Raw genomic sequence first — 21,130 nt, forward strand, 5'->3', positions numbered from 1 at the left:
AAACGCTACATAGCCCGCCAAATCTGGCGCACCCTCCAAGCCACCACTTGACACCAACACTCACAGATCTTGGAGTTACTGGTCGGATAAGTCGTCCTTTGCCGGGGTGAATCCGGCACAGAAAGGTCAAGATCGACCGGGGCCGGGGCCGGGGCCGGGGCCGGGGCGGGGGCCGGGGCGGGGGCGGGGCGGGGCGGGGAGGCGGGGTGGGGGTCAGTCGTCGATGAACTCTGCCGGGTCGCGGCGCGGGGTCGGCCTGCCGCGCACCCCGTAGCCCAGGCGCAGCACCATCTGCGGTACGCCACGACGGCCCACCGCCTGGCGCAACTGCTCGCGGGCGCCCGGCACCTCGATCGGCTGGGAGATCATCGAGGCGGCCAGCCCCACGTCGTGGGCGGCCAGCAACACGTGCTGCAGCGCCTGCCCCGCGGCCACCTGGTCGGCCGCCGTGTCGCCACCCATGCCCAGCACGGCCAGCAGCGGCTCCGGTTCGCGATCGTGTCCGTGCGGCCCTTCGCCGTACGGGCGGTGGGGCACCGGTCCACCGGGAATGGCCGCCACCCCCGAAGGGGTCGGCACCCCGTCCCGCGCGGCGTCGCTGTGCGCCCACGTCATCAGCTCGGCCACGTACGCGGGGTCGCGCCGCAGCACCCGGTCGGCGCTGCGGGCGATCTCCGCCACCCCGGCGAAGGCGGTGGTGCCGACCAGCAGATCCAGCCAGGCGCCCTCGGCGCGAGCGGCTTCCAGCAGCCGTACCCGCATCGGCGAGGGCACCGGATCGGGCCAGAACGGCTGCCGGTTGCTGTGCCGGTGCGCGATCGCGGCGGCCAGGTCCTGCTCGACGTAGGTGGCCGGCCGCGGTGGTCCGGGGGTCATCCGGGCGGCCAGCTCCGGCTCCGGGCCGGGACGCAGCCGCACCCGGGCGGGCCGGCCCGCGACGGCCAGCGCGAGCCGTGCGTTGAACGTGGCGGCGCCGCACGCGATGCGGGCCGCCCAGCCGGTCGGATCGGCGACGGTCAGCCCGCGCTGCGGATCGAGCAGCACGTCGATGCCGCCGTCGCGCAGCCGGAACCGCCACGGCTGGGTGTTGTGCATCGACGGCGCGCGGATCGCCGCGGCCACCGCGGTGACCAGGTCGTCGGCGCGGTAGCCGGTGTGTGCCGGCGCCGGATCGGTGTGGCGCATCAGCGCGCTACCCGTTCGGCGTAGTCGATCACCTCGGTGGCGCTGCGGCGCGGGGCGGACGGCAACGGCGCGGCGCCGGGCCCGACATGCCCCATCCGCACCACCAGGTACGGGTGGCCGGCGCCGGACAGCAACCCGCTGAGCACCCGGCGCGGCCACGCCACCTCGACCGCCTCGCTCAGCGGCGCGGTGGACAGCCCCGCCGCGGTGGCGCTCAGCAGCAGCTCGGACAGGGCCTCCCCGGCACGCAACCAGGAGGCCGGATCATCGTCGGCGCCGAACAGCACCACGTACGCCGCGCCCGCGTCGTGGCCGGGGCCGGGTTCCAGACCGGGTACGCCGCCCGGGGTGAAGTCGCGCACCGGCACACGCCGCGGCGACTGCCGTACGGCCGTGGTCGCGGGCACTCCGTCGCCGGCCTGCGCCGGGCGGTGCGTCCAGCGGTCCAGCTCGGCGCGATACGCCACGTTGGCGCGCTGCTCTGCGGCCGCGCGGGCGGTCACCGCGGCCAGCAGCGGCACCTCGTCGGCGGCCACCTCGTACAGGTGGCAGCCGCGCGCCTCGACGGAGCGCCGCAGCGCGGTGAGCACCCGGCCCGGCACCGGCCGGCCGTCGAAGGCACGCCGGTCGGTGCGTCGCCGCACGATCGCCGCGGCCAGCTCCCGCGCCCGCGGGTCGGCCGGTGTGAAACCGGCGATCCGCAGCCGCGCGACCGGCTCGTCCGGTTCCGCCGCCTGCGTCGCTGCGGCCTGCGCCGCGATGGCCTCCGGGAAACGGTCGACGGCCGTGCGCCAGCCGGAGGAGCGCACGGTGACCTCGGCGTGGTGCAGCGCGGCGCCCAGCGCCAGCATCAGCAGCCGGCCGTCCGGGTCGGTGACCTGAGGGTGGCGGTCCGGTGCGGCGCACAGGTCCGCCGTGTCGCCCCGGATCATCCATCGCCAGGGCTGCGTGTTGAGCACCGACGGTGCGCGCAGCGACTGCCGTGCGGCCACACCGAGCAGCGCTTCGGCGGCGGTGCGGGGATGTCCGGTCATGGGAGCCCTCCTTCGCCCCCACTCTCCGACGACCGCAGTGGCCGCCGTCAGGGCCGAAGGTCCCCCAACGGCACCTGCCAGCGCAGCACCGTTCCGCCGCCCGAACCCGGCGCCACCGAGAAATCGCCGTTCAGGTCGTGCGCCCGCTCGCGCAGATTCACCAACCCGCCGCGGGCGGCCGCCGGATCGGCGCCCACCCCGTTGTCCGAGACCTCCACGGACACCGCCGACCCGCTGGCGCGCACCGTCACCCGTACGGCCGTGGCCTCGGCGTGGCGGCGCACGTTGGACAGCGCCTCGCGCACCACGGCCAGCAGCTCCGGGACCACGTCGGCGGGCACCGCGCTGTCCACCGGACCGATCACCTCCAGCACCGGCTTGATCTCCAGCGCCGCCGCGTCCACCGCCCCGCGCAGCTCCGCGTGCAGCGAGCTGCCGACCGGGGCGCGCAGCTCGAAGATGGACCGCCGGATGTCGCGGATGGTGGCGTCCAAGTCGTCCACCGCGTCGTTGATCCGTTCCGTCACCACCTCCTGGCTGCCCCGGCCCAGCGCCCCCTGCAACTGCATCCCGGTGGCGAACAGCCGCTGGATGACCACGTCGTGCAGGTCGCGCGCGATGCGTTCGCGGTCCTCCAGCACCACCAGCCGTTCCCGCTCCTCCACGGCCCGCGCCCGGTCCAGCGCCAGCGCCGCCTGCCCGGCGAAGTTCTCCAGCAGCGCGGCCTCTTCCGGCCCGTGCCCGTCGGCGCCGGCCACCACCAGCAGCCCGGCCTCGCCGTGCTCGGCGGCGCCGGGCAGCGGCGCGACGATGGCGGGGGAGTCGGGGACCGGCACCGGCCAGTCCGCGACCGCGCGCAACCGGGCCGCCGGGGCGGCGGTGAGATGCGCCCCGGACAGCCCTCGCACGCAGTCCTCCGGGCCGTCCACCACCTCGACCCGGTGCCCGTCCGTGTCGCCGAGCAGCACCAGCACCAGTTCGGCGCTGGACAGTTCGCGTGCCCGCCGGGCGATCAGGCGCAGCGCCTCGGTGCGCCGCACCGTGCCGAGCAGCACCTGGGTGATCTCGGCGGCGGCGGCCAGCCACCGTTCCCGCTGCCGGGCCAGCGCGAACAGCCGGGCGTTGTCGATTGCCACCCCGGCCGCAGCGGCGAGAGCGACCACGATCTCCTCGTCGTCGGCGGTGAACTCGGCGGCACCGATCTTCTCGGCCAGGTACAGGTTGCCGAAGACCTGATCCCGGATGCGCACCGGCACCCCGAGGAAGCTGTGCATCGGCGGATGGTGCGGCGGGAAGCCGTACGAACGGGGGTGTCGGGTGATGTCCGGCAGCCGCACCGGGCGGGGATCGGTGATCAGCAGGCCGAGCACGCCCCGCCCGTGCGGCAGGTCGCCGATCTTCTCGCGCGCCGCCGCGTCGATGCCGTGCGTGATGAAGTCGGACAGGTCCCGGTTGGCGCCGATCACCCCGAGCGCGCCGTACCGCGCCCCGGCGAGGCCGCAGGCGGCGGTGACGATGCGTTCCAGGGTGCTGCTCAGGTCGAGGTCGGTGGCGATGCCGACGACGGCGTCGAGCAGCGCACGCAGCCGCTCCCGGCTGGTGACCACCTCACCGACGCGATCCAGCATCTCCTGCAGGAGCTCGTCCAGGCGTACCCGCGACAACGGGGTGAGGCCGAGCGAAGGCTGGTCGGGCGCGCTCATGACGGTGATGCTAGCGATTCGGCCGCCGGGTGTCGGTCAGGCGAGCGCCAGCACGGCGACGAGGAAGTCCGCGTCCGGGGTGAACGGGCGCAGATCCCATGTGGACAGCAGCAGGTCGCTGCGGAGGCCGGCGGAGGCGGCGTCGGCGAGAAAGGCATCGAACGGGTAGCCGCGTCCGGCCCCGAAACCGGCGACCACCCGTCCGCCGGCCGCCAGATGGCGGCGCAGGTTGCGCAACACCGGCACGCGCGTGGCCGGCGCCAGGAACGCCATCACGTTGCCGGCGGACACGATCACGTCGAAGCCCGTACCGGGAAGATCCAGCTCGGCCAGGTCACCGACGCGCCAGTCCGGTCCGGGATGATCGGCGCGAGCGGCGGCCACGAGCTCCGGGTCGAGGTCGACACCGGTGACCGCATGCCCGGCAGCGGCGAGCGCACCGCCGACCCGTCCACTGCCGCTGCCCGCGTCCAGGATGCGGGCGGCGCGGGGCACCATGGCGTCCACGAACCGGGCCTCGCCGGCCAGGTCGGCGCCCTGACGGGCCATGGTCCGGAACCGTTCGACGTACCACTGCGAGTGCCCGGGCTTCTCGGCCAGGGTGCGCAGCCATCCGTTCTCCTCCGTCACCCGTCCATGATCCCGCACGGATTTTCCCGGCCCGGGACCACCCCTGACCCACGGCCGAGCGCGCGATGACAGCTACCGGCTACGGCCGGCCCGCACCCCGTGGGCCGCCGGTGATCGGCGCCGCGGCCGTCTTCAGCCGGGTAACGCCCACTGCTGGTCGCCGGCGCCCGAGCAGGCGCCGACGCGTACGCCCGCACCCGAACGCCGTTCCGGCTCGGTCAGGCACCGGCCGCCCGCGAGGGTGACCAGCGACCGGTTCGGTCCGGCGCGCCACTGGGATGCGGTGTTCCGGTCGCAGATCGTGACGTGCACCGTGCCATCGCCGGTGACCAGGGCGCACAGGCCCATCACCCGCAGCGTCCCGTCGGTGGCGAGCGTCCAGCGCTGGGCCACGGTGCCGTTGCAGTCGTACACCTGAATGTGGTTGCCCGGCACCGGCACCGCGCCGTTGAGGTCGAGACAGAATCCCCCGGCGCCGGTGATGGTGCCGGTACGGGCCGCCGCCGGCACGGCCGACAGGGTCGGCGCCGGGCTGCGCAGATCCTGCGGCGCGCGGGCTGCGGTGGCCGACGCGGTGGCCGAGGCGCGGACCGTCGGCGACGGCCGCCGGGTGCCGGCACGGGTGGGGGCGCCCGGCGTTCCGGTGTGGGTGGCGCGGGCCGTCGCGGACGGGGTCGCCGCGCTCGTCGCCGCGCCCGCCGGTGCGCTGCTCGCGGGGGCAACGCTCGCCGGGCCGGACGCCGCGGGCAGCGGATCCGCGGGCGGCACCACCATGCGGGCCGGTTCGGCGGCCGGCCGGAACACGGCGATGCCCGCGACGGCCAGCGCGATCACCCCGGCCACGGCGGCGGCCGGGATCAGCATCCGGGCGCGGCGCCGCCCGGCCGCGATGGCGATGCGTCCGGGCAGCACGATCGGGCCGCCCGCGCCGCGGTGCGCGGCCACGCGCGGCAACGGCCGGGTGGCCCCGGCGGGCCAGGTCTGGTCGGACGGCGGCGGCGTGCCGGGGTTCTCGGCATGCACGTACGGCCGGACGAGCAGCGGTTCCTCGTCGGGCGGCGGGGGGTCGGCGGCGGGCATCGGTTGATCACCGTACCCGCCGCCCCGCAGCCTGGATCAAGGCCCGAACGGCTGCTTTCCCCGCAACCGGAACGGCCGGGTTCCGCGCTTCTTCCCGCCGAACCGGCACGGCCCGGCTCAGCGCTTCCAGAACGCCCGCCGGTCATGCCCGGAGCCGCCCGCGCCGCCGGATTCGCCGGATTCGCCGAAGGCGGTCAGCACCGCCGTCGCCGTAGCCCACCGCTCGTCCAGGCTGCCGTCGCCGGTCAGCACCCCGAGCAGTTCCCGCAGCGGCGCGTACGCCGGGTCGGCGCTGTCGCCGAGCAGCACGGTGAGCCGGCTCAGCAGGTCGTCGAGGATGTCGCGGCGTTCGCGGGCGGGCCGGTCGGCGTCGTCGCGCAACCGCGCCGCCTCCGTCGCGGCCAGCTCGCGAAGCTGCGGCACCGTGACGGCGCCGCTTGAAGCCGGGCCCGGGCGGGCCGCCCGGATCATGGCGCGGGAGGTGGGCGCGGCGCCCAGGCCCGCCGCGAAGGTCCGCGCCGCGGCCGGTCCGTCGTGCCGCGCGCGGGCCTGCACCGGCGCGAACCCGGGCCGGGCCGGGCTGCCGGCCGGGCCGCCGATCCCGGGCGGGCGGGCCGGCGACGGCGAGCCGGCGAGCAGCATCGGCTGCGCCTCGTCCGAGCCGGCCCAGCCGGAGGGAAGCTCCACCGGCTGGATCACCCGGCGCTGCGGACCGCCGTCCTGCGCCGCGCGGTCGTCCACCGCCACGTACGCGGTGAACCGGCAGAGCACCCCGAACCGCAACGAGGTGGCGACGATCTCCGCCTCCAGGCCGTGCTCGCCCGCCGCGTACCGGTCTTCGAGGTCGCGCAGCCGGTCCCGGGCCCACAGCGCGGCCAGCGCCGGGAAAGGCCGCGCGGCCGGTGCCGAGACCGGGACGGTGCGGCGGAACTCGCCGTCGTCGGCGGTGCGGCCCACCACGGTGAGGCTGCCCCCGGCCGCACCGGTGTAACGGCCGGACACCACCAGCGGCACCCCCGCAAAGAGGGCGTTCACGCGCGCCGGGCTCCGGGTGTCCGGGACCAGGGTCAGGCCGTCGGCCTCCACCCGCACGTCGGTGACCACCGGCGCGCCGATGCGACGGTGGATGCGGTCCATCGCCGCGTCCAGCCGGTCCTCGCTCTCCACCAGCTCCGCGCGCCCCGCCCCGCGAGCCGCGAGGCGGCCCAGGAAACCCGCGTTCACCGCGCGGTCGATGCCCACCGCGTGCACCCGGACGGCGCCCACCAGCGGGGCGATCTCCTGCAGGATCTGGTCCTCGCCGGCCACCTGGCCGTCGGTGACCAGCACCAGCACCCGGTCGCGCGGCCCGCCGGACGCCAACGGCCCGAGGCCCTCGCTGCTCGCGCCGAGCAGTCCCAGCCCGTCGCGCAGCGGGGTGAGCAGCTCGGTGCCGCCGCGCGCGACCGCCCGGGACAGATGCTCGACCGCCCGGAAACGGTTGCGGTCGGTGGCCTCGGCCAGCGTCGCCCCCAGCTCGTCCGGCCGTTCCACCAGGTGGTCGAAGGTGCGCACGGCGAACCGGTCCCGCGCGGTCAGGGTGTCCACCACCCGCGCGGCGGCGCGCCGCGCGGCCACCATCTTCCAGCCCGCCATGCTGCCGGACCGGTCCAGCAGCAGCACCACGTCCTTCGGCCGGCGGGTACGGTCGTCGTCCGGCGGCACCACGGTGAGCCGGTACGTGCCCTCGGCCGCCGCCTGCCCCGGATCGGGCACCGCGACCGCGGACTCGCCCGCCTCGGCGTACGGCAGGCGGAGGATGAAGTCCCGGTCGGCCTTCTCGCCCGGCGCGATCGCCACCCGGTTGCCGGACCGGGTCACCGTGTGCAGGCTGGCGGTCACCTCGCCGAGGTCCAGCCCGGCCGGGTCGATGCCGACCTCGAGGGAGAGCCGCAGCGGGCTGGGGAAGCCGGGGAGCAGGACCGGCGGGGAGATCCGGGACGCGTCCGGCACGGCGTCGGTGTCCAGCGACTGGCCGTCGCCCACCGCCGGGCCGGGAAGGCCGGTGCCGGGCACGTACCGCGGGGCGACCACCAGCGGGAAGCGGAAGACGGCTGCGCCGTCCTCGTACGGCAACGGGCCGGCCATGCGCAGTTCGACGGTGGCCCGCTCGCCGGGCCCGAGGTTGCCCACCCGCATGGTGAACACGTCGGGGCGTTCCTCCTCGGCGATCGCCGCCCGGTGGCCCGCGTCGAGCGCGCGGTCGTACGCCTCGCGGGCGGCGGCCCGCTCGCGCAGCTCGGCCCGCACGGTGCGGTCGGCGGCGGTCATGCTCATGCCGGTGACCGCGGCCCGGTCCGGCAGCGGAAACACATAGGTGGCTTCCAACGGGACGTCGTGCACGTTGACGAATTCGGTCGTCACGACGGTGTCGTAGACCAGCCCGGTGATCGTCGCGCGGACGTCCAGCCGGTCCAGCGGCAGGTTGCCCCGCTCGGTGCGCAGCGCGCCGACTCCGGCGTCCGGCCAGACCCGGATGCGGCCGAGCGCGGCGGGCTCCATGGGTGAGACGGAAACGGTCATGACGGGCTCCCTCCGTCGGTGTCCAGCTTGTCGGCGTCCAGCAGCCCGCGCCGGGCCAGGAGGTCGATCAGGGGTCGCGTGGCCGCGACGATGGCGGCCCGGTCGTCGTCGGTGGGCACACCCGGCAGCACCAGGATCGCGCCGCCGGGCAGGCCGACGCCACCGAGCGGGCCGCCGGCCGTGGGCGCCGCGCCGGAGACGGGCTCGCCGGAGACGGGCTCGCCGGCAGGGCCGGGAGTGGGCGGTTGCGCCCAGAACCGTGCCCGCGGCGCCGCGGGCGCGGCCGGTGCGCCGGACTCCGGCGGCGCGCTCCGAGGGCTGCCGTCCGGCATCCGTGCAATCGCCGCGAGCTCCTCGTCTGTCGCGCCCGCCAGCTCTGCCTGGATCTGCGCCAGTGACGCCCCGGCCGCCTGCCGCCGCTTGATCGCCACCAGTTGACGCAGGTGCCGCGTGTCGTAGAGCGCGCTGCGTCCCCGCATCCCCAGCGGCCGGTCGACCAGGCCGATCGTGGTGTACCAGCGGATGGCGCGACGGTCCGGCAGGTCCCGGACGCGGCCGTTGGGCGCGCCGGGGTACTCGCCGGCAAGCGCATCGCCGACCCGCTCCACCAGCTCGTCCATGGTCCACATGCGGCCCACGCTAACACTGACACTGTAACAATGACAGTGTCAGATCCGGGAAATATCGTTGGCGCCTGCCGCGCCGCCGCCGCAGGATGGCCGGATGCCCGCACTCAGCCAAGCCGCAGCAATGCTCGACGCGCTCGCCGCCCCGGCGCGGCTCGCCCTGCTGTCCGCCGTGGTGGCCCGCACCGAGGCGGGGCAGGACTGTTCCCTTGCCGCGCTCGCCGCGTCGCTGGACCGCCCGCTGGCCGCCCTGGTCAAGGACGTGACCCGGCTGGACACCTGCGGCCTGGTCGCCGTGCGCGGGCGGACCGTCGTGCCCACGCTCGCCGCGCTGCGCGAGACCGCCGGCGACCTGGTCGCGCAGCTACCGGTGTCCGCGCTGCTGGCCGGGCGGCCCGACCTGGAGCGCTACTTCACCCACGGCAGACTGGACGACCTCACCGTCGACCACGACGTGAAGCTGCGGCTGGCGCCGATGCTCGCCGGCCTGCTGCCGGACGACCGGGAGATGACCGAGGCGGAGGTGAACGCAGTGCTCGCGCAGGTGCACGACGACCACGCCTACCTGCGCCGGATGCTTGTCGACTTCGGACAGCTCACCCGTGACGGCAGCGCCGGCTACCGGCGCGCCGGCTGATGCGGCTGGACCGGCTCGGCCTGGTCTCGCTGTCCCACGTCAACGACCCGGCCACCGCCGCCATCTTCCCCGGCGACCCGCCGCTGACGCTGGACACCGTCGCCACCATCGAACGGGACGGCTACTACCTGCGGGCGATCCGGGCCGGGGAGCACACCGGCACGCACTGGGGCGCGCCCGGTCACTTCACTGACGGCGCGGCGCTGGCCGACGACCTGGACGTGCGGGACCTGTTCCGGCCGGCGGTGAAGATCGACGTGCGGGACCGGTGCGCCGCCGACGCGGACTACCGGGTCGGCGTGGCGGACCTGATGGACTGGGAGCGCCGGCATGGCCGGATCCCGGACGAGTCGGTGGTGGTGCTGTGGACCGGCTGGGACCGGCGGTGGGGCACCGGCGCGTTCGCCAATCTGGACGCCGACGGGGTGCCGCACCAGCCCGGCTTCGCCCTGGAGGCGGTCCAATGGCTGGTGGACACCGGCCGGATCGGGCACCGCGGTGGCACCGGCACGGACACGTTCGGCCCGGACCCGGGCACCGACGCCACGTACGCGGTGTCCCGCCTGGTCTACCGGCGGCACCGGATCAGCCTGGAGGTGCTGGCCAACCTGGCGGCGCTGCCCGCGACCGGCGCGTACGTGCTGTGCGGGGGCGCGATCAACCGGGCGGGCTCCGGATCCACGGCCCTGATCTACGGGCTGATCCCGCCGCCGCCCGGCGACGGCTGACCGGCCCGGGCCGCAACCCGGGCCGGTCTGCCGCGGTCGGCCTACCTCAGGCCGGCCGCCGGGAGCAGCGCGCCGCCGCGCTGCAGCGTGCCGTTCACCCGCAGCTCGTACGGCGCGTACTGGGTGACCCGCTCGGTCGGCTCGTCGTAGGCCACCACCGCCACCACCTTGTCGTACCCGCGCAGCTTCGCGAACTCGGCCACCCGGACCACCCGCGCGGCGCCCGGTGACATGCCGACCAGCCGCACGTGCCAGTGGTGCACCGGCGTGGGCACGATCTGCGTGGGCGAGCGGAACAGCGACAACCGGGCCGGGACCGCGACGCCGCCGACCGCGATGTCCCGCACGTACCATCCACCCGCGTCGATCACCGCGTCGCTGACGTAGCGCAAGGCCAGCAGGATCCGCCGCCCCGCGTAGTCGCTCAGGTCGTAGGTGTGCGGCCGGAACCCGCCGGTCTCGCCGGTGACGCCGGGGCCGAGCGGACCGGGCACGGTGTGGTCGCCGGCCACCGTGCGGTAGGTGTGCCCGCCGTCCGTGGACACCTGCACGTACCCGTAGTCGTAACCCTCCTCCGCGCCGTACCTCGCCTGCAGGGTCAGTTCCGGCGCCGCCCGCGGCACGGTCACCGGCACCACCGCGGCGGCGTCGGTGTCGCTGCGGTTGCCGGAGAACAGCGCGCCGCCGGACACCGTCCACTGCAGCGGCTGCGGCGGCAGCGAGGCCGCGCCGGAGAACTCCACCGACCGCAGATCGGTGCCGCGTAGGTAGGTCCCGCCGGTCCCGCGCAGCCGGACGTAGTCGGCGCCGTTCGGGGCGGCGCCCGGCGTGGCGTACGCGGCCGGGTTGGCCAGACGGAGGCGGGACCGCACCGACGGGGACCGGTCGGTGACCCGGTCGATCAGGGCGGTGATCTGGAAGTCGTGCAGCACCCGGTACAGCGGCTTGCCGCCGAGCACCGCCTGCACCGCGTCCAGCCCCTGGTGCGTGCCGTCGCGATGCAGGCGGGTGACCGCGTCCGGCCCGAAACGGTCGGCGAGGTAGAGCATGAACTGGTAGGCGATGCCGTAGTCGGCGAGCACGTCGGCGGGCGCGCCCTCGTTCCAGAGGGTGAGCGAGTTCTGCGGGCCGCCGCACTCGCGCGGCTCCGGGTTGTACCGGGTGCGCACCGGCCCGAATCCCTGATAGCAGGCCAGGTGGCCGTCGAAGCCGGGCTTGTAGACGGTGCGGCTCGCGTCGGCGTACCCGGTCAGCGTCTGCGCGTAGTCGGACAGTCCCTCGTCCATCCAGACGGTCTCCGCCGGGTCGGTGTAGTAGTGCAGCAGGTGCTGCCATTCATGCGCGAACGTGCCCTCGTACAGCCGGGGCCGCGCGGGGCGGCTGGTGCACGGGTCGCCGGTGGCGTCGTCCGGCGGGGAGGCGCCGGTGCGGTGCGTCCAGTCGTACCCGTCGATGGTCATCACGTTGCGGTCGAACAGCTCGTTGAGCTGGGCCGAGAAGAAGCCCGCGATGTAGGTGGGGGCGGCCGGGAAGCCGGCGAAGTTGTCGTCGCGGACGTTGTCGACGAGCGTGACCGTCTTGCCGCCGTCGCCGCGGAAGTCGCCGGGCAGCCACGGGTGGCTGCCGTCGCGGTCCGGCGGGGTGCTGAACGCCCGGGTCAGCGTCGGATAGATGGTGTCGTCGAACTCCCGGACGAGCCCGCGGGCCTGCGCATCGGTGACGGTGACCGGTCCGCGGCAGTCGCCGGCCGGGAAGGCGAGATCGTCGGCGACCCAGACCTCGATGTGCGCGCCCGCGGCCCGCAGCGTGTAGTCCTTGGCGTAGAACTCACCGGCCGGCAGGTCCAGGCCGAGCCAGGTGCGGACGGTCCCCGGCGCCGGGGAGCCCGCGGCGGCATCGCCGGCGCCCGCGGCGGCTCGCCCACCGTCGGCCGGCCGACGACCGGCACGTAGCCGGCCCGAGGTGAAGGCGCTGTCGTCCACGGCGAAGCGCCGATGATCCAGCTCGCGGGTGTCGTCGGCGTACACCGGGGTGGCCGGGCCTGCCGGGGTGGCCGGGCCTGCCGGGGTGGCCGGGCCGGGGTCCGCCGGTGGCCGGGCCCGTGCCGGAGTGGGTACGAGAAGGACGACAATGGCTGAAGCAACCATGAAAGAGACTTTGCGCACGAAACGGACGCTACCGCCGGGGAACGCGCAATGTGCTCGCTAATAGGCATTATCACCTTGACCGGCATCATCGCGCGTGACGAAACTCCTAGCCATCCCCGCCCCATCGGCTTGGAGGCCGTCCCCCATGGATCGACGTTCATTGCTGCGAGGGTTCACCGGTGTCGCAGGATCTGCCGGTCTCAGCGCCCTGCCGACCGCGGCCCACGCCGCCGGACCTGCCGGCATGCCTACCTACCGCTACCTGCGCGACGCCCTCAAGCTGCCGCTCGCGTACAACCCGACCGGCGAGTTCATCTTCCCGTGCATCCGCGGCGTCTACGACAAGGTCAGCGGCGCCCACAGCCGGTACTACCTGTACTACGCACCCCACGAGAAGCCCGGCGGCATCTGCGTCGCCGGGGCAGACTCGCTCAACGGGCCGTTCTCCGAATATTCCCACAACCCGATCATCGACAACGTGCTGCCCAGCACGACCGTGTCCCACGTGTCCTCGCCGCACGTGACCTGGGACGCGGCCACCCGGCAGTTCTTTCTGTATTTCCACGGTGAGAACACCACGACGCGCGTGGCGCGGTCGTCCGACGGACTCTCGTTCCGCGACGAAACCCCGATCTTGAGCACGCGGCTCGTGCCGGGCCTCAGCGAGACCTCGTACGCCCGGGTCTTCGAGCACGCGCTGCCGGGGCGTGGCAACAAGTACACGATGGTCTACATGGGAAACAACAACGGACGGCGGCGCATCTACCACGGCTGGTCGCCGAACGGGTGGGACGGCTGGCAATTCGCGCAGACGCCGCTGGTGAATCCGGAACCGGACGGGCTCACGGACGTATCGGGACCGTCACTGGTGTTCCGCAACGGCACGGTTTACGTGGCCTACCACGGCAATGACGGCAGGATGCGCATCACCGAGGTGGGGGACGCCTTCGACCGGGAGAACCACCTCGGCGTGTTCTACTCACCCGTGGCCTCGGACAACGGCCGCGCGGCGGCGCCGTCGTTCGGCACCGACGGCGGAGTGCAGTACATGTTCTACGAGGCCGGGGCGCGGTTGAGCGCCCGCATCTGCATCGCCCGCGCCGTCTGATCGCGTTGCCCGGCGGGCCGCCACGTGTCACTCGAAAAGTTGCGCATCGAAAGGCATACCTGGCGTGTGCCCAACGAACCCTTGCCCGTAACCTCCCGTCTGCCCGCGGACTCTAGCGTCGTTCCTCATGCCCTCGACTCCCGAAGTGAGCGTGGTGATCCCGACCCGGTTCCGGCCCGAACTGGTGACCCGCGCGGTGCGCGGTGTGCTCGCCCAGACGGTCACCGACCTCGAGGTCATCGTGGTGATCGACGGCCCCGCCGAGGACACCCACGCGGCACTGAAACTGATCGACGACAAGCGCCTGCGCATCGTCGGGCTGCCCGAGCGCGGCGGCGCGCCGAACGCCCGCAACCTGGGTGCCCAGGCCGCGCGGGCTCCCTGGGTGGCCTTCCTGGACGACGACGACGAGTGGCTGCCCGCCAAGCTGGAGGTGCAGCTACGCCTGGCGGGGGAGTGCGCGGCGCCGCTGCCGGTGGTGGCCACCCGGCTGATCAACCGCACCCCCCGCGCCGATTCGGTGATGCCGCGGCGGTTGCCCGAGCCCGGCGAGCCGCTGAGCGAATATCTGACGCTGCGGCGCGGGCTGTTCTACGGCGACGGCTTCATCCAGACCTCCACCATCATGGCCCCGGCCCGGCTGATGAGTGAGGTGCCGTTCACCGTCGGCCTGCGCCGCCAGCAGGAACTGGACTGGACACTGCGGGCGGTGCGCCACCCCGGTGTGGAACTGCGCTACGCGAGCGAACCGCTGGTGGTCTGGCATCAGGACGAGAATCGCGAGCGGATCAGCCTGGCCAACCCGTGGGAGCAGCAACTGGAGTGGCTGCGGGACAGCCGCGAACTGTTCACCCCGCGCGCGTACGCGGCGTTCACCATGAGCGTGCTGAGCTCGATGGCCGCACCCACCCGCAGCCGGGAGGTCTTCCGTGAGCTGCTGGCCGAGGCGCGCGGGCACGGGCGTCCGGGCCCGCTCGACTACGTCACGTTCCTGCAGATCTGGGCCCTGCCGCCGAACCTGCGCCACACCCTGCGCGATCGCGTGCTGGGCCGGCGGCGGTGAGGCGCGTCGTCATCTGGCGCACCGCGATGCTCTCCGGGTCGGAGACGTTCGTGCGCAACCACGGCCGGCACCTCACCCGCTGGACGCCCGAGTATCTCGGCGCGATCCGCGTCGACTCGCCGCTGTCCGACGTGGACGACGTGATCGCCTTCCCCGACGGAGGTTTCCTGCCGCTGCGACTGACCGGCCGGTCCGCAGCGCTGCGCGCCCTGCTGCGCGAACTTCGACCGGACGTGGTGCACGCGCACTTCGCCGGTGACGGCTACCTGATCTCGCATGCCGCAGCCGGCACGCCGCTCGTGGTCACCGTGCACGGGCACGATGTGACCCGGCAACCCGCCGCGCCCGGCCCGCGCGGGCTGCGCTACCGGCGCAACCTGCGCACCGTGTTCCGCCGCGCCGACCTGATCCTCGCGGTGTCGTCGTTCATCGCCGACCGGGCGATCGCCTGCGGCGCCGACCCGGCCAAGGTCCGTGTGCACCACACCGGGGTCCCGCTGCCGGCGGCGCCCGCGCCGGACTCCGGCACCGACACCGACGTGCTGTTCGTCGGCCGGTTCATCGACAAGAAGGGCGTGACCGACCTGGCCGCCGCGCTGTCCACGATGCCGGGCGTGCGGGCGGCGTTCCTCGGGTCCGGGCCGCTGGAGGCGGCGATCCGGCGGCGGCTGCCGCACGCCGTCTTCCCCGGCGCGCAGCCCAGCTCGGTGGTCGCCGAGTGGATGGCCCGCGCGAAGGTGCTGGCCGCGCCGTCCCGGACCGCCGCGGACGGCGACACCGAGGGCCTGCCGACCACCGTCGTGGAGGCGATGGCACTGGGCCGCCCCGTGGTGGCCACCCGGCACAGCGGCATCCCGGAGGCGGTCGTGCACGGCAGCACCGGTCTGCTCGGCCCGGAACGCGACCCGGACACGCTCGCGGCGAACCTGCGGGACCTGCTCGCCGACGACGGGTTGCGCGAGCGGATGGGCAAGCAGGCCCGCGCGTACGCCGAGGAGCACTTCGACCTGCGCCGGCAGTCCGCACGACTGGAAGACCTCTACGACGGGCTGGCAGGCTGAGCGGCGTGCACCACGCGAACCACTACTACGGGCATTCGCACGTGCTGGCCCGCCACTGCGGCCTGGATCCGCTGCCCACCGCGGACCGGCCCGCGCGCCTCCACGGCTATCTGCAACACGGATGGAACGTCGGCGACGGGATGGCCCCCGACCATGCGTACGTGACCGGCACGCCGCTGTTGCTGTGGTCCGAGCGGACCCGGCGCCGGGCCTGGTCGATGGGCCGCCGCGAGACGTACGTGGTGGGGTCCCCGTGGGCGTACCTGGTGGCGCAGACGCCGGATTCCGGGGCGCCGCGCGAGGGCACGATCTGGTACCCGTTCCACGGCTGGGAGGGCCAGCACGTGGTGGGCGACCACGAACGGCTGATCGCTGAGATCCGGGCCACCGAGCCCGGCCCGGTCACCGCCTGCCTGTACTGGCAGGAGTTCGCGATGCGCGGGGTGCGCCGACGCTACGAGCGGGCCGGTTTCCGGGTGATCTGCCACGGCCACCGCGGCGGGCGGTGGCGGGACCTGGACCCGCACTTTCTGGACCGCCAGCTCGCCGAGCTGCGACGGCACCGCCGGGTCGCCTCGAACCGGTTGTGCAGCGCGGTGTTCTACGGCGCCCTGGCCGGTTGCGAACCCGCGGTCTACGGCGACCCGATGCATCTGGAGGGGGAGGACATGGCGCTGGCCCGGCAGGTGCGGCGGCGGTGGCCGCAGATGCACGGCGCGAAGGTGGACGTGGCCACGGCGTACGCCACCGCGGTCGGCGAGCTGGGCGCCGACCGGTTGATCCCGCCGGCCGAGATGCGGCGGCTGTTCGGGTGGGAGAGCACGGCATGACGGTGCAGATGATCGGCGGCGAGATGCTGCTCTGGTCCGACATGGACGATCCGGTGCGCGGCGCGGCGCTCGCCCCGCTGGTGGCCGCGGCGACCGGCCGGGTGCTGGTGGCCGGGCCGCACCACCCGGACCTGTTCGGCACGGACGTGACGCACGACTTCCTGGTCCGCGGCGTCCCGGACGCGACAGCCCTGGCCGGGCGGTTCGGTTCGGCGACGGTGTGGTGCGGCGGCCCGGAGAAGCTGACCGGCCGGTACGACACGGTGCTCGCCCTGGACGGCGTCGGCCGGCTGTCGTCGGTGGAGGGCATCGACGCGGACGTCGGCCACCTGGCCGCGGTGCTGGCGCCGGGTGGCCGGCTGATGCTGGGCGCGGCGAACCCGCTGGGCGTGCACCGGCTGGCCGCCGCGCCCGGCGACGAGCCGGCCGACGCGCGGTGGTGCGAGCCGGATCCCGTCCCGGCACCGGCCCTCGGCCAGTCCGCGGTGCTGGCCGCCTTCCCGCATCCGACCACGCCCGCGGTGGTGCTCAGCGCCGGTCTGCTGGCCGACCCCCGCTATCGGGGATTCGCCGAGGCTGCGGTGGCCCGCGCCGGGATGCCCGGCATGCAGGTGGCCCGCGCCGGGACGCCCGGCATGCAGGTGGCCCGCGCCGGGACGCCCGGTGATGGGCGTCCCGGTGATGGGGCGGCGCCCGCCGCCGTGCTGGATCCGGTGCGGCTCGCCGTGGACGCGGTGCGCCAGGGAGTGGCCGTCGCCCTGGCGCCCGGCTGGATCAGCGGCGCGCCCGAATGCTGCGTGGTGGACGGCCGGATGCTCACCCCCGGCGCGGACGGCACCTGGCCGGTGCCCGAGGGCCGGACCCTGCTGGATCACGTCGTCGCCGCGGCCCGGCGGCGGGACATGCCGCGCGTGCGGACCCTGCTGACGCGCTGGCGCGGCGGCCCGGCCGCCGGGGTGCCCGCGGGCCAGGTGCTGATCATGCCGGACGATGACCTGGTGGCGCTGTCCGAGCCGGGCGGTGAGGGTGCGGCGCTGATGGCGCTCGCCGCCGACCTGATGCGCGGCGGGCACGCCACCGCCTGGCCAGCGCCCGACGGCGAGACCGGCCTGGCGCGGACGCTGGCCGCGATGACCGGTGTGGACCTTCCCGACGGTGCGCTGCCGCCGCCCCCGCCGCTGGCCGCCCGGGCCGACCTGGTCGCGCAGGGGCAACGGCTGAGCCGGCGGGTGGCTGCCCTGGAAGCCAAGCTGGCGTGGTTCGAGAACGCGCTGACCGACCGGGACGCCGCGCTGGCCCGTGCCTACCAGGTGAACCGGGTGCTGGCCGGCAAGCCGGTGGCGCGGGCCGGCGCCGCGGCGGTGGAGGCGGTGCGGCTGCTCCGCCGGGCGCTGCGCCGCCGCTGACCGGCCCCGGCCGCTCCGCCGCCGGTGCGGCCGACTCAGCCCCGGGTGCGGCCGACTCAGCCCCGGGTGCGGCCGACTCAGCCCCGGGTGCGGCCGTCTCAGCCGCGGCCCGGCCGTCTCAACGCGCCGGCGCGTCCGTCTCAGCGCGCCGGCGCGTCCGGCGGCCACAGCGGCTCGGTCGCGGCGTCCTCGGTGTCGCGCAGCACCCGCAGGACGTTCCGGCAGGTCAGCTTGGCCAGGTCGGCGTCCGACCAGCCGCGCCCGGCGAGCTCGGTGAGCAGCGCCGGATAACCGGCCACGTCCGCCAGCCCCAGCGGCACCTCCTCCGTGCCGTCGAAGTCGCCGCCCAGCCCGATGTGGTCCACCCCGGCCACCTCGCGGGCGTGCTCGACGTGGTCGGCCACCTGAGCAAGGGTCGCCGACGGCCGGGGGTTGGCCGCCAGCCACCCGGCCAGCCGCGGGTCGGGCACCGGCTGGCAGGCCACCGGCGTCGCCGCCGGATCCTCGTCCGGGCGCGGCGCCCGGCACCACTGCGCCGGGTCGTCCGGCAGCCCGAGCCGCTCCTTCTCCTTCTGGTACGCGCGATGCCAGCCGGCCACCTCGGCGGACACGAACGACGGCACGAATGTCACCTGCACCACCCCGCCGTTGCCGGGCACCCGCCGCAACACCTCGTCGGGCACGTTGCGCCGGTGGTCGGTGACCGCTCGGCAGGACGAATGACTGAAGATCACTGGGGCGGTGGCCACGTCCAGTGCCGCGTGCATGGTGACCGGGGCGACGTGCGCCAGGTCCACCATCACGCCGATGCGCTGCATCTCCCGGACGATCGCCCGTCCCGCGTCGTCCAGGCCGCCGACCGCCGGCTGCTGCGCAGCCGAATCCGCCCATGAGGTGTGGTGGTTGTGGGTGAGCGTGACATAGCGGACGCCGAGCCGGGCCAGGCAGCGCAGCACCCCGAGTGAGGTCGCCAGGCTGTGGCCGCCCTCGGCGCCGATGAGGGACCCGATCCGCCCGTCGCGCCACACCCGCTCCAGCGCCGCGGCGCTGTGCACCACGGCCAGATCCGCCGGGTACGCGGCGGCCAGCCGGTAGACCGCGTCGATCTGTTCCAGCGTCGCCACCACGGCATCCGGCTCGGGCAGGTCCGAGGGCACGTACACCGACCAGAACTGGCCGCCGACCCCGCCGGCGCGTAACCGGGGGATGTCGGTGTGCAGATCAGGGCGATGGCCGGCGAGCCCGGCGACCGCGTATCCGTTGCGCGCGCGCAGTTGCATCGGCAGATCGTTGTGCCCGTCGATCACGGGCGCGGTGGACAGGACCTGGGCGACGTCGGCAGTCATGACGCGACCCTAAGCGCCACGCCCGGGCCGTGCCGTCCCCCGTGCGGTCGCCGGCGCGGTCCGGCCCGGCAACCCGCACGCACCCGCGGGAGCACTGACCGTGCACCGGGGGCCGACAAGTCTGCTCGCCATGCCCGGCCGAAACGCGCGGCCGGATCACGCGGGGGAGATCAGAAAGTGCGTCGTCGTAAGCTTCGGCAGCCCATGTCCGTCCTGGTCGCGATGCTGGCCGGGGCCGGCCCGGCGATCGCCGTCCCGTCGGCCGCGCGGGCCGCGGAGCCCGCACCCGCCGTGCGGGCCACCGGCCCGGCGCCGGTGCGGCTGACCGCCCGGGACGACGCCTACACGTCCAGCGGGCGCCGCACCACCAGCTTCGGCTCGGCCGGCAAGCTGGTGGTCGGCAAGCATCGGCGGGACGCGAAGGTCTCCTACCTCAAGTTCGTGGTGCCGGCCGGCGTGCGGGTGTCCGGGGCCCGCCTGGAGCTGACCACGATCGGCGCGGTCGCGGGCCGGGTGACGGCGCACCGGGTGACCGGCAACGACTGGTCGGAGAAGACCCTCACCTCGGGCAACGCCCCGGCCACCGGAGCCGCGCTGTCGGTCGGCGCGGGCACCGGCAGCGGGCTGTCCTTCGACCTGGGCACGGCGGTCACCCGGCCGGGCACGTACTCGTTCGCGCTGCGCTCGTCGGCCGAGCGGACCACCCGTTTCGTGTCCGCCGAGGCCGGACCGGCGGGACCGGTGCTGGCCGTGACCGCGCAGACCGGCGCGCCCACCGGCACGGGCGGCGACGCGCCCACCGGCGCGCGCGGCGACGCGCCCGGCGGATGTGTCACCGGCGCGCTGCTCGTGCCCTCGTGCGGCGTGCTGTGGGGCGGCGCCGCCGGCGGCTTCACCTCGGCGCCGCGCGACCGCGCGCTGCGCGACTGGGAGAAGCTCAGCGGGCGCACCGCCACCGTCTTCCACACCTACCACAAGGGCGACGAGCGTTTCCCGACCGCGTCGGAGATCGCCATGACCCGCGATCCGGCGCGCCCGCGGGTGCTGCTGCTGAACTGGAAGGTCGCGTACGGCTCCACCTGGGCGAAGGTGGCCCGCGGTGACCGTGACGCGCGGATCGACGCGTTCGCCGCCCGGGTGCGCGCGTCGTACCCGGAGAAGTTCTTCCTGGTGCTGCACCACGAACCGGAGAACGACGTGGTGGCGCGGCGCGGATCGGGCTGGGAGGCGAGCGACTACGCGGCGATGTACCGGCACACCGTGCGGCGCCTGCGCGCCAAGGGCGTGACCAACACGATCACCGTGATGGCGTACATGGGCAACGAGAAGTGGATGTCGCAGTCCTGGTGGCGTGACCTGTACCCGGGTGACGACGTGGTCGACTGGATCGGCCTGGACTCGTACGTCTCGGCCGAGAAGGGCTACTACCACCACGGCGACTTCGCCGACCTGCTCGACCGCCGCGGACGCACCGGGCCGGCGTTCTACGAATGGGCCACCATCCGGCACCCGGGCAAGCCGGTGATGGTCGCGGAGTGGGGCGTGTACCACCGGGTGGGCCGCCCCGCCGACAAGGCGCCCGGATACGCCTCGGTGCTGCCCGAACTGGCGAAGCGCCCGGCGATCAAGGCGATCGTGCACTTCGACACCAAGCACGACGACGAGGGCGACCGGGACATCAGCATCGACAGTACCCGCGGCAACCTGGCCGCGTTCCGCACACTGGCCGCCAACCCGCTGTTCGACGTGCGCCTGGGCGGCTGACCGGAGCGGTTCCGCTCAAGTCGGCCGGGGGCGTACCGATCAACCACACGACCGTGGGTGGCGGCGTGCCGCCCGCGCCGGGGAGGGAGTGCGATGCTCGTGCGGCGCCTCCTGGTCCCCGCCGCGATGGCGGCCCCGGCCGCGGCGCTGCTGGCGACCTCCGCGGGGACCGGCGACCGGCTGCTGGCCGATCTGGCCGCCGTGCTGGCGGCGCTGGCCG

Annotated in this window: 17 protein-coding genes; 8 read left to right on the forward strand and 9 right to left on the reverse strand. The window is 74.8% G+C overall.

The features are described 5' to 3' along the window. Positions 1-213 precede the first annotated feature (213 nt). From IEY73_RS31060 to IEY73_RS31090, 7 genes are all read right to left on the reverse strand, one after another. Positions 214-1,185 (reverse strand): Acg family FMN-binding oxidoreductase, encoded by a 972-nt coding sequence (locus IEY73_RS31060; protein ID WP_189082916.1) that lies wholly within the window; start codon positions 1,183-1,185, stop codon positions 214-216. Continuing rightward, positions 1,185-2,219, reverse strand: a complete 1,035-nt coding sequence (locus tag IEY73_RS31065) for an Acg family FMN-binding oxidoreductase (protein WP_189082917.1) — start codon at positions 2,217-2,219, stop codon at positions 1,185-1,187. Before IEY73_RS31065 ends, IEY73_RS31060 begins: the two co-directional genes overlap by 1 nt. Positions 2,220-2,266: 47 nt before the next feature. Continuing rightward, positions 2,267-3,922 carry a GAF domain-containing sensor histidine kinase gene (locus IEY73_RS31070; protein ID WP_189082918.1) on the reverse strand — a complete coding sequence of 552 codons (1,656 nt, stop codon included), beginning with the start codon at positions 3,920-3,922 and terminating at the stop codon, positions 2,267-2,269. A gap of 36 nt (positions 3,923-3,958) precedes the next feature. Further along, on the reverse strand, positions 3,959-4,471 hold the full coding sequence (locus tag IEY73_RS31075; RefSeq protein WP_229716326.1) for a class I SAM-dependent methyltransferase: 513 nt from the start codon (positions 4,469-4,471) through the stop codon (positions 3,959-3,961). 213 nt (positions 4,472-4,684) lie between these two features. Continuing rightward, complete coding sequence (locus IEY73_RS31080) at positions 4,685-5,632, reverse strand: ricin-type beta-trefoil lectin domain protein (RefSeq protein WP_189082920.1); 948 nt, start codon at positions 5,630-5,632, stop codon at positions 4,685-4,687. A gap of 117 nt (positions 5,633-5,749) precedes the next feature. Next, positions 5,750-8,194, reverse strand: coding sequence for a VIT domain-containing protein (locus IEY73_RS31085; protein WP_189082921.1), 2,445 nt, complete (start codon positions 8,192-8,194; stop codon positions 5,750-5,752). Then, complete coding sequence (locus tag IEY73_RS31090; protein WP_189082922.1) at positions 8,191-8,823, reverse strand: MerR family transcriptional regulator; 633 nt, start codon at positions 8,821-8,823, stop codon at positions 8,191-8,193. The genes IEY73_RS31085 and IEY73_RS31090 overlap by 4 nt, the downstream gene beginning before the upstream one ends. A gap of 94 nt (positions 8,824-8,917) precedes the next feature. Between IEY73_RS31090 and IEY73_RS31095 the strand changes: the two genes are divergently transcribed. Together IEY73_RS31095 and IEY73_RS31100 are read left to right on the forward strand one after the other, a co-directional pair. Beyond that, on the forward strand, positions 8,918-9,457 hold the full coding sequence (locus IEY73_RS31095) for a DUF2087 domain-containing protein (protein WP_229716321.1): 540 nt from the start codon (positions 8,918-8,920) through the stop codon (positions 9,455-9,457). After that, positions 9,457-10,185 carry a cyclase family protein gene (locus IEY73_RS31100; protein WP_189082923.1) on the forward strand — a complete coding sequence of 243 codons (729 nt, stop codon included), beginning with the start codon at positions 9,457-9,459 and terminating at the stop codon, positions 10,183-10,185. The genes IEY73_RS31095 and IEY73_RS31100 overlap by 1 nt, the downstream gene beginning before the upstream one ends. A 41-nt stretch (positions 10,186-10,226) precedes the next feature. Here IEY73_RS31100 and IEY73_RS31105 read toward each other — a convergent pair whose 3' ends face one another. Further along, entirely contained in the window at positions 10,227-12,332 is a 2,106-nt protein-coding gene (locus tag IEY73_RS31105) for a M6 family metallopeptidase (protein WP_229716322.1), read from the reverse strand. A gap of 244 nt (positions 12,333-12,576) precedes the next feature. Between IEY73_RS31105 and IEY73_RS31110 the strand changes: the two genes are divergently transcribed. The 5 genes from IEY73_RS31110 to IEY73_RS31130 all read left to right on the forward strand — a co-directional run bounded on the left by IEY73_RS31110 (position 12,577) and on the right by IEY73_RS31130 (position 17,800). Next, the gene (locus IEY73_RS31110; protein WP_229716323.1) at positions 12,577-13,440 is read left to right on the forward strand and encodes a glycoside hydrolase family protein; all 864 of its coding nucleotides are present in this window, start codon (positions 12,577-12,579) and stop codon (positions 13,438-13,440) included. 127 nt (positions 13,441-13,567) lie between these two features. Continuing rightward, entirely contained in the window at positions 13,568-14,503 is a 936-nt protein-coding gene (locus tag IEY73_RS31115) for a glycosyltransferase family 2 protein (protein WP_189082925.1), read from the forward strand. Continuing rightward, entirely contained in the window at positions 14,500-15,564 is a 1,065-nt protein-coding gene (locus tag IEY73_RS31120; protein ID WP_229716324.1) for a glycosyltransferase, read from the forward strand. Before IEY73_RS31115 ends, IEY73_RS31120 begins: the two co-directional genes overlap by 4 nt. A gap of 5 nt (positions 15,565-15,569) precedes the next feature. Further along, complete coding sequence (locus tag IEY73_RS31125; RefSeq protein ID WP_189082926.1) at positions 15,570-16,394, forward strand: hypothetical protein; 825 nt, start codon at positions 15,570-15,572, stop codon at positions 16,392-16,394. Beyond that, positions 16,391-17,800, forward strand: a complete 1,410-nt coding sequence (locus IEY73_RS31130; RefSeq protein ID WP_189082927.1) for a hypothetical protein — start codon at positions 16,391-16,393, stop codon at positions 17,798-17,800. The genes IEY73_RS31125 and IEY73_RS31130 overlap by 4 nt, the downstream gene beginning before the upstream one ends. Before the next feature lie 140 nt (positions 17,801-17,940). Here the strand turns inward: IEY73_RS31130 and IEY73_RS31135 are convergent, their stop codons facing one another. After that, on the reverse strand, positions 17,941-19,146 hold the full coding sequence (locus IEY73_RS31135; RefSeq protein ID WP_189082928.1) for a dipeptidase: 1,206 nt from the start codon (positions 19,144-19,146) through the stop codon (positions 17,941-17,943). Positions 19,147-19,350: 204 nt separating this feature from the next. Here IEY73_RS31135 and IEY73_RS31140 point away from each other — a divergent pair, with 204 nt between their 5' ends. Beyond that, positions 19,351-20,910, forward strand: coding sequence for a CBM96 family carbohydrate-binding protein (locus IEY73_RS31140; RefSeq protein WP_229716325.1), 1,560 nt, complete (start codon positions 19,351-19,353; stop codon positions 20,908-20,910). Positions 20,911-21,130 lie beyond the last annotated feature (220 nt).

This window comes from Mangrovihabitans endophyticus (genome assembly GCF_014646155.1).
Taxonomy (GTDB): Bacteria; Actinomycetota; Actinomycetes; order Mycobacteriales; family Micromonosporaceae; genus Actinoplanes; species Actinoplanes endophyticus.

Bases quoted from the DNA above. Each gene is read 5' to 3' on its own strand.
- IEY73_RS31060 (WP_189082916.1), bottom strand. From the start codon at position 1,185: ATGCGCCACACCGATCCGGCGCCGGCACACACCGGCTACCGCGCCGAC.
- IEY73_RS31095 (WP_229716321.1), top strand. From the start codon at position 8,918: ATGCCCGCACTCAGCCAAGCCGCAGCAATGCTCGACGCGCTCGCCGCC.
- IEY73_RS31075 (WP_229716326.1), bottom strand. From the start codon at position 4,471: ATGGCCCGTCAGGGCGCCGACCTGGCCGGCGAGGCCCGGTTCGTGGAC.
- IEY73_RS31140 (WP_229716325.1), top strand. From the start codon at position 19,351: ATGTCCGTCCTGGTCGCGATGCTGGCCGGGGCCGGCCCGGCGATCGCC.
- IEY73_RS31085 (WP_189082921.1), bottom strand. From the start codon at position 8,194: ATGACCGTTTCCGTCTCACCCATGGAGCCCGCCGCGCTCGGCCGCATC.
- IEY73_RS31090 (WP_189082922.1), bottom strand. From the start codon at position 8,823: ATGTGGACCATGGACGAGCTGGTGGAGCGGGTCGGCGATGCGCTTGCC.
- IEY73_RS31100 (WP_189082923.1), top strand. From the start codon at position 9,457: ATGCGGCTGGACCGGCTCGGCCTGGTCTCGCTGTCCCACGTCAACGAC.
- IEY73_RS31135 (WP_189082928.1), bottom strand. From the start codon at position 19,146: ATGACTGCCGACGTCGCCCAGGTCCTGTCCACCGCGCCCGTGATCGAC.
- IEY73_RS31110 (WP_229716323.1), top strand. From the start codon at position 12,577: ATGCCTACCTACCGCTACCTGCGCGACGCCCTCAAGCTGCCGCTCGCG.
- IEY73_RS31080 (WP_189082920.1), bottom strand. From the start codon at position 5,632: ATGCCCGCCGCCGACCCCCCGCCGCCCGACGAGGAACCGCTGCTCGTC.
- IEY73_RS31065 (WP_189082917.1), bottom strand. From the start codon at position 2,219: ATGACCGGACATCCCCGCACCGCCGCCGAAGCGCTGCTCGGTGTGGCC.
- IEY73_RS31105 (WP_229716322.1), bottom strand. From the start codon at position 12,332: ATGGTTGCTTCAGCCATTGTCGTCCTTCTCGTACCCACTCCGGCACGG.
- IEY73_RS31070 (WP_189082918.1), bottom strand. From the start codon at position 3,922: ATGAGCGCGCCCGACCAGCCTTCGCTCGGCCTCACCCCGTTGTCGCGG.
- IEY73_RS31130 (WP_189082927.1), top strand. From the start codon at position 16,391: ATGACGGTGCAGATGATCGGCGGCGAGATGCTGCTCTGGTCCGACATG.
- IEY73_RS31115 (WP_189082925.1), top strand. From the start codon at position 13,568: ATGCCCTCGACTCCCGAAGTGAGCGTGGTGATCCCGACCCGGTTCCGG.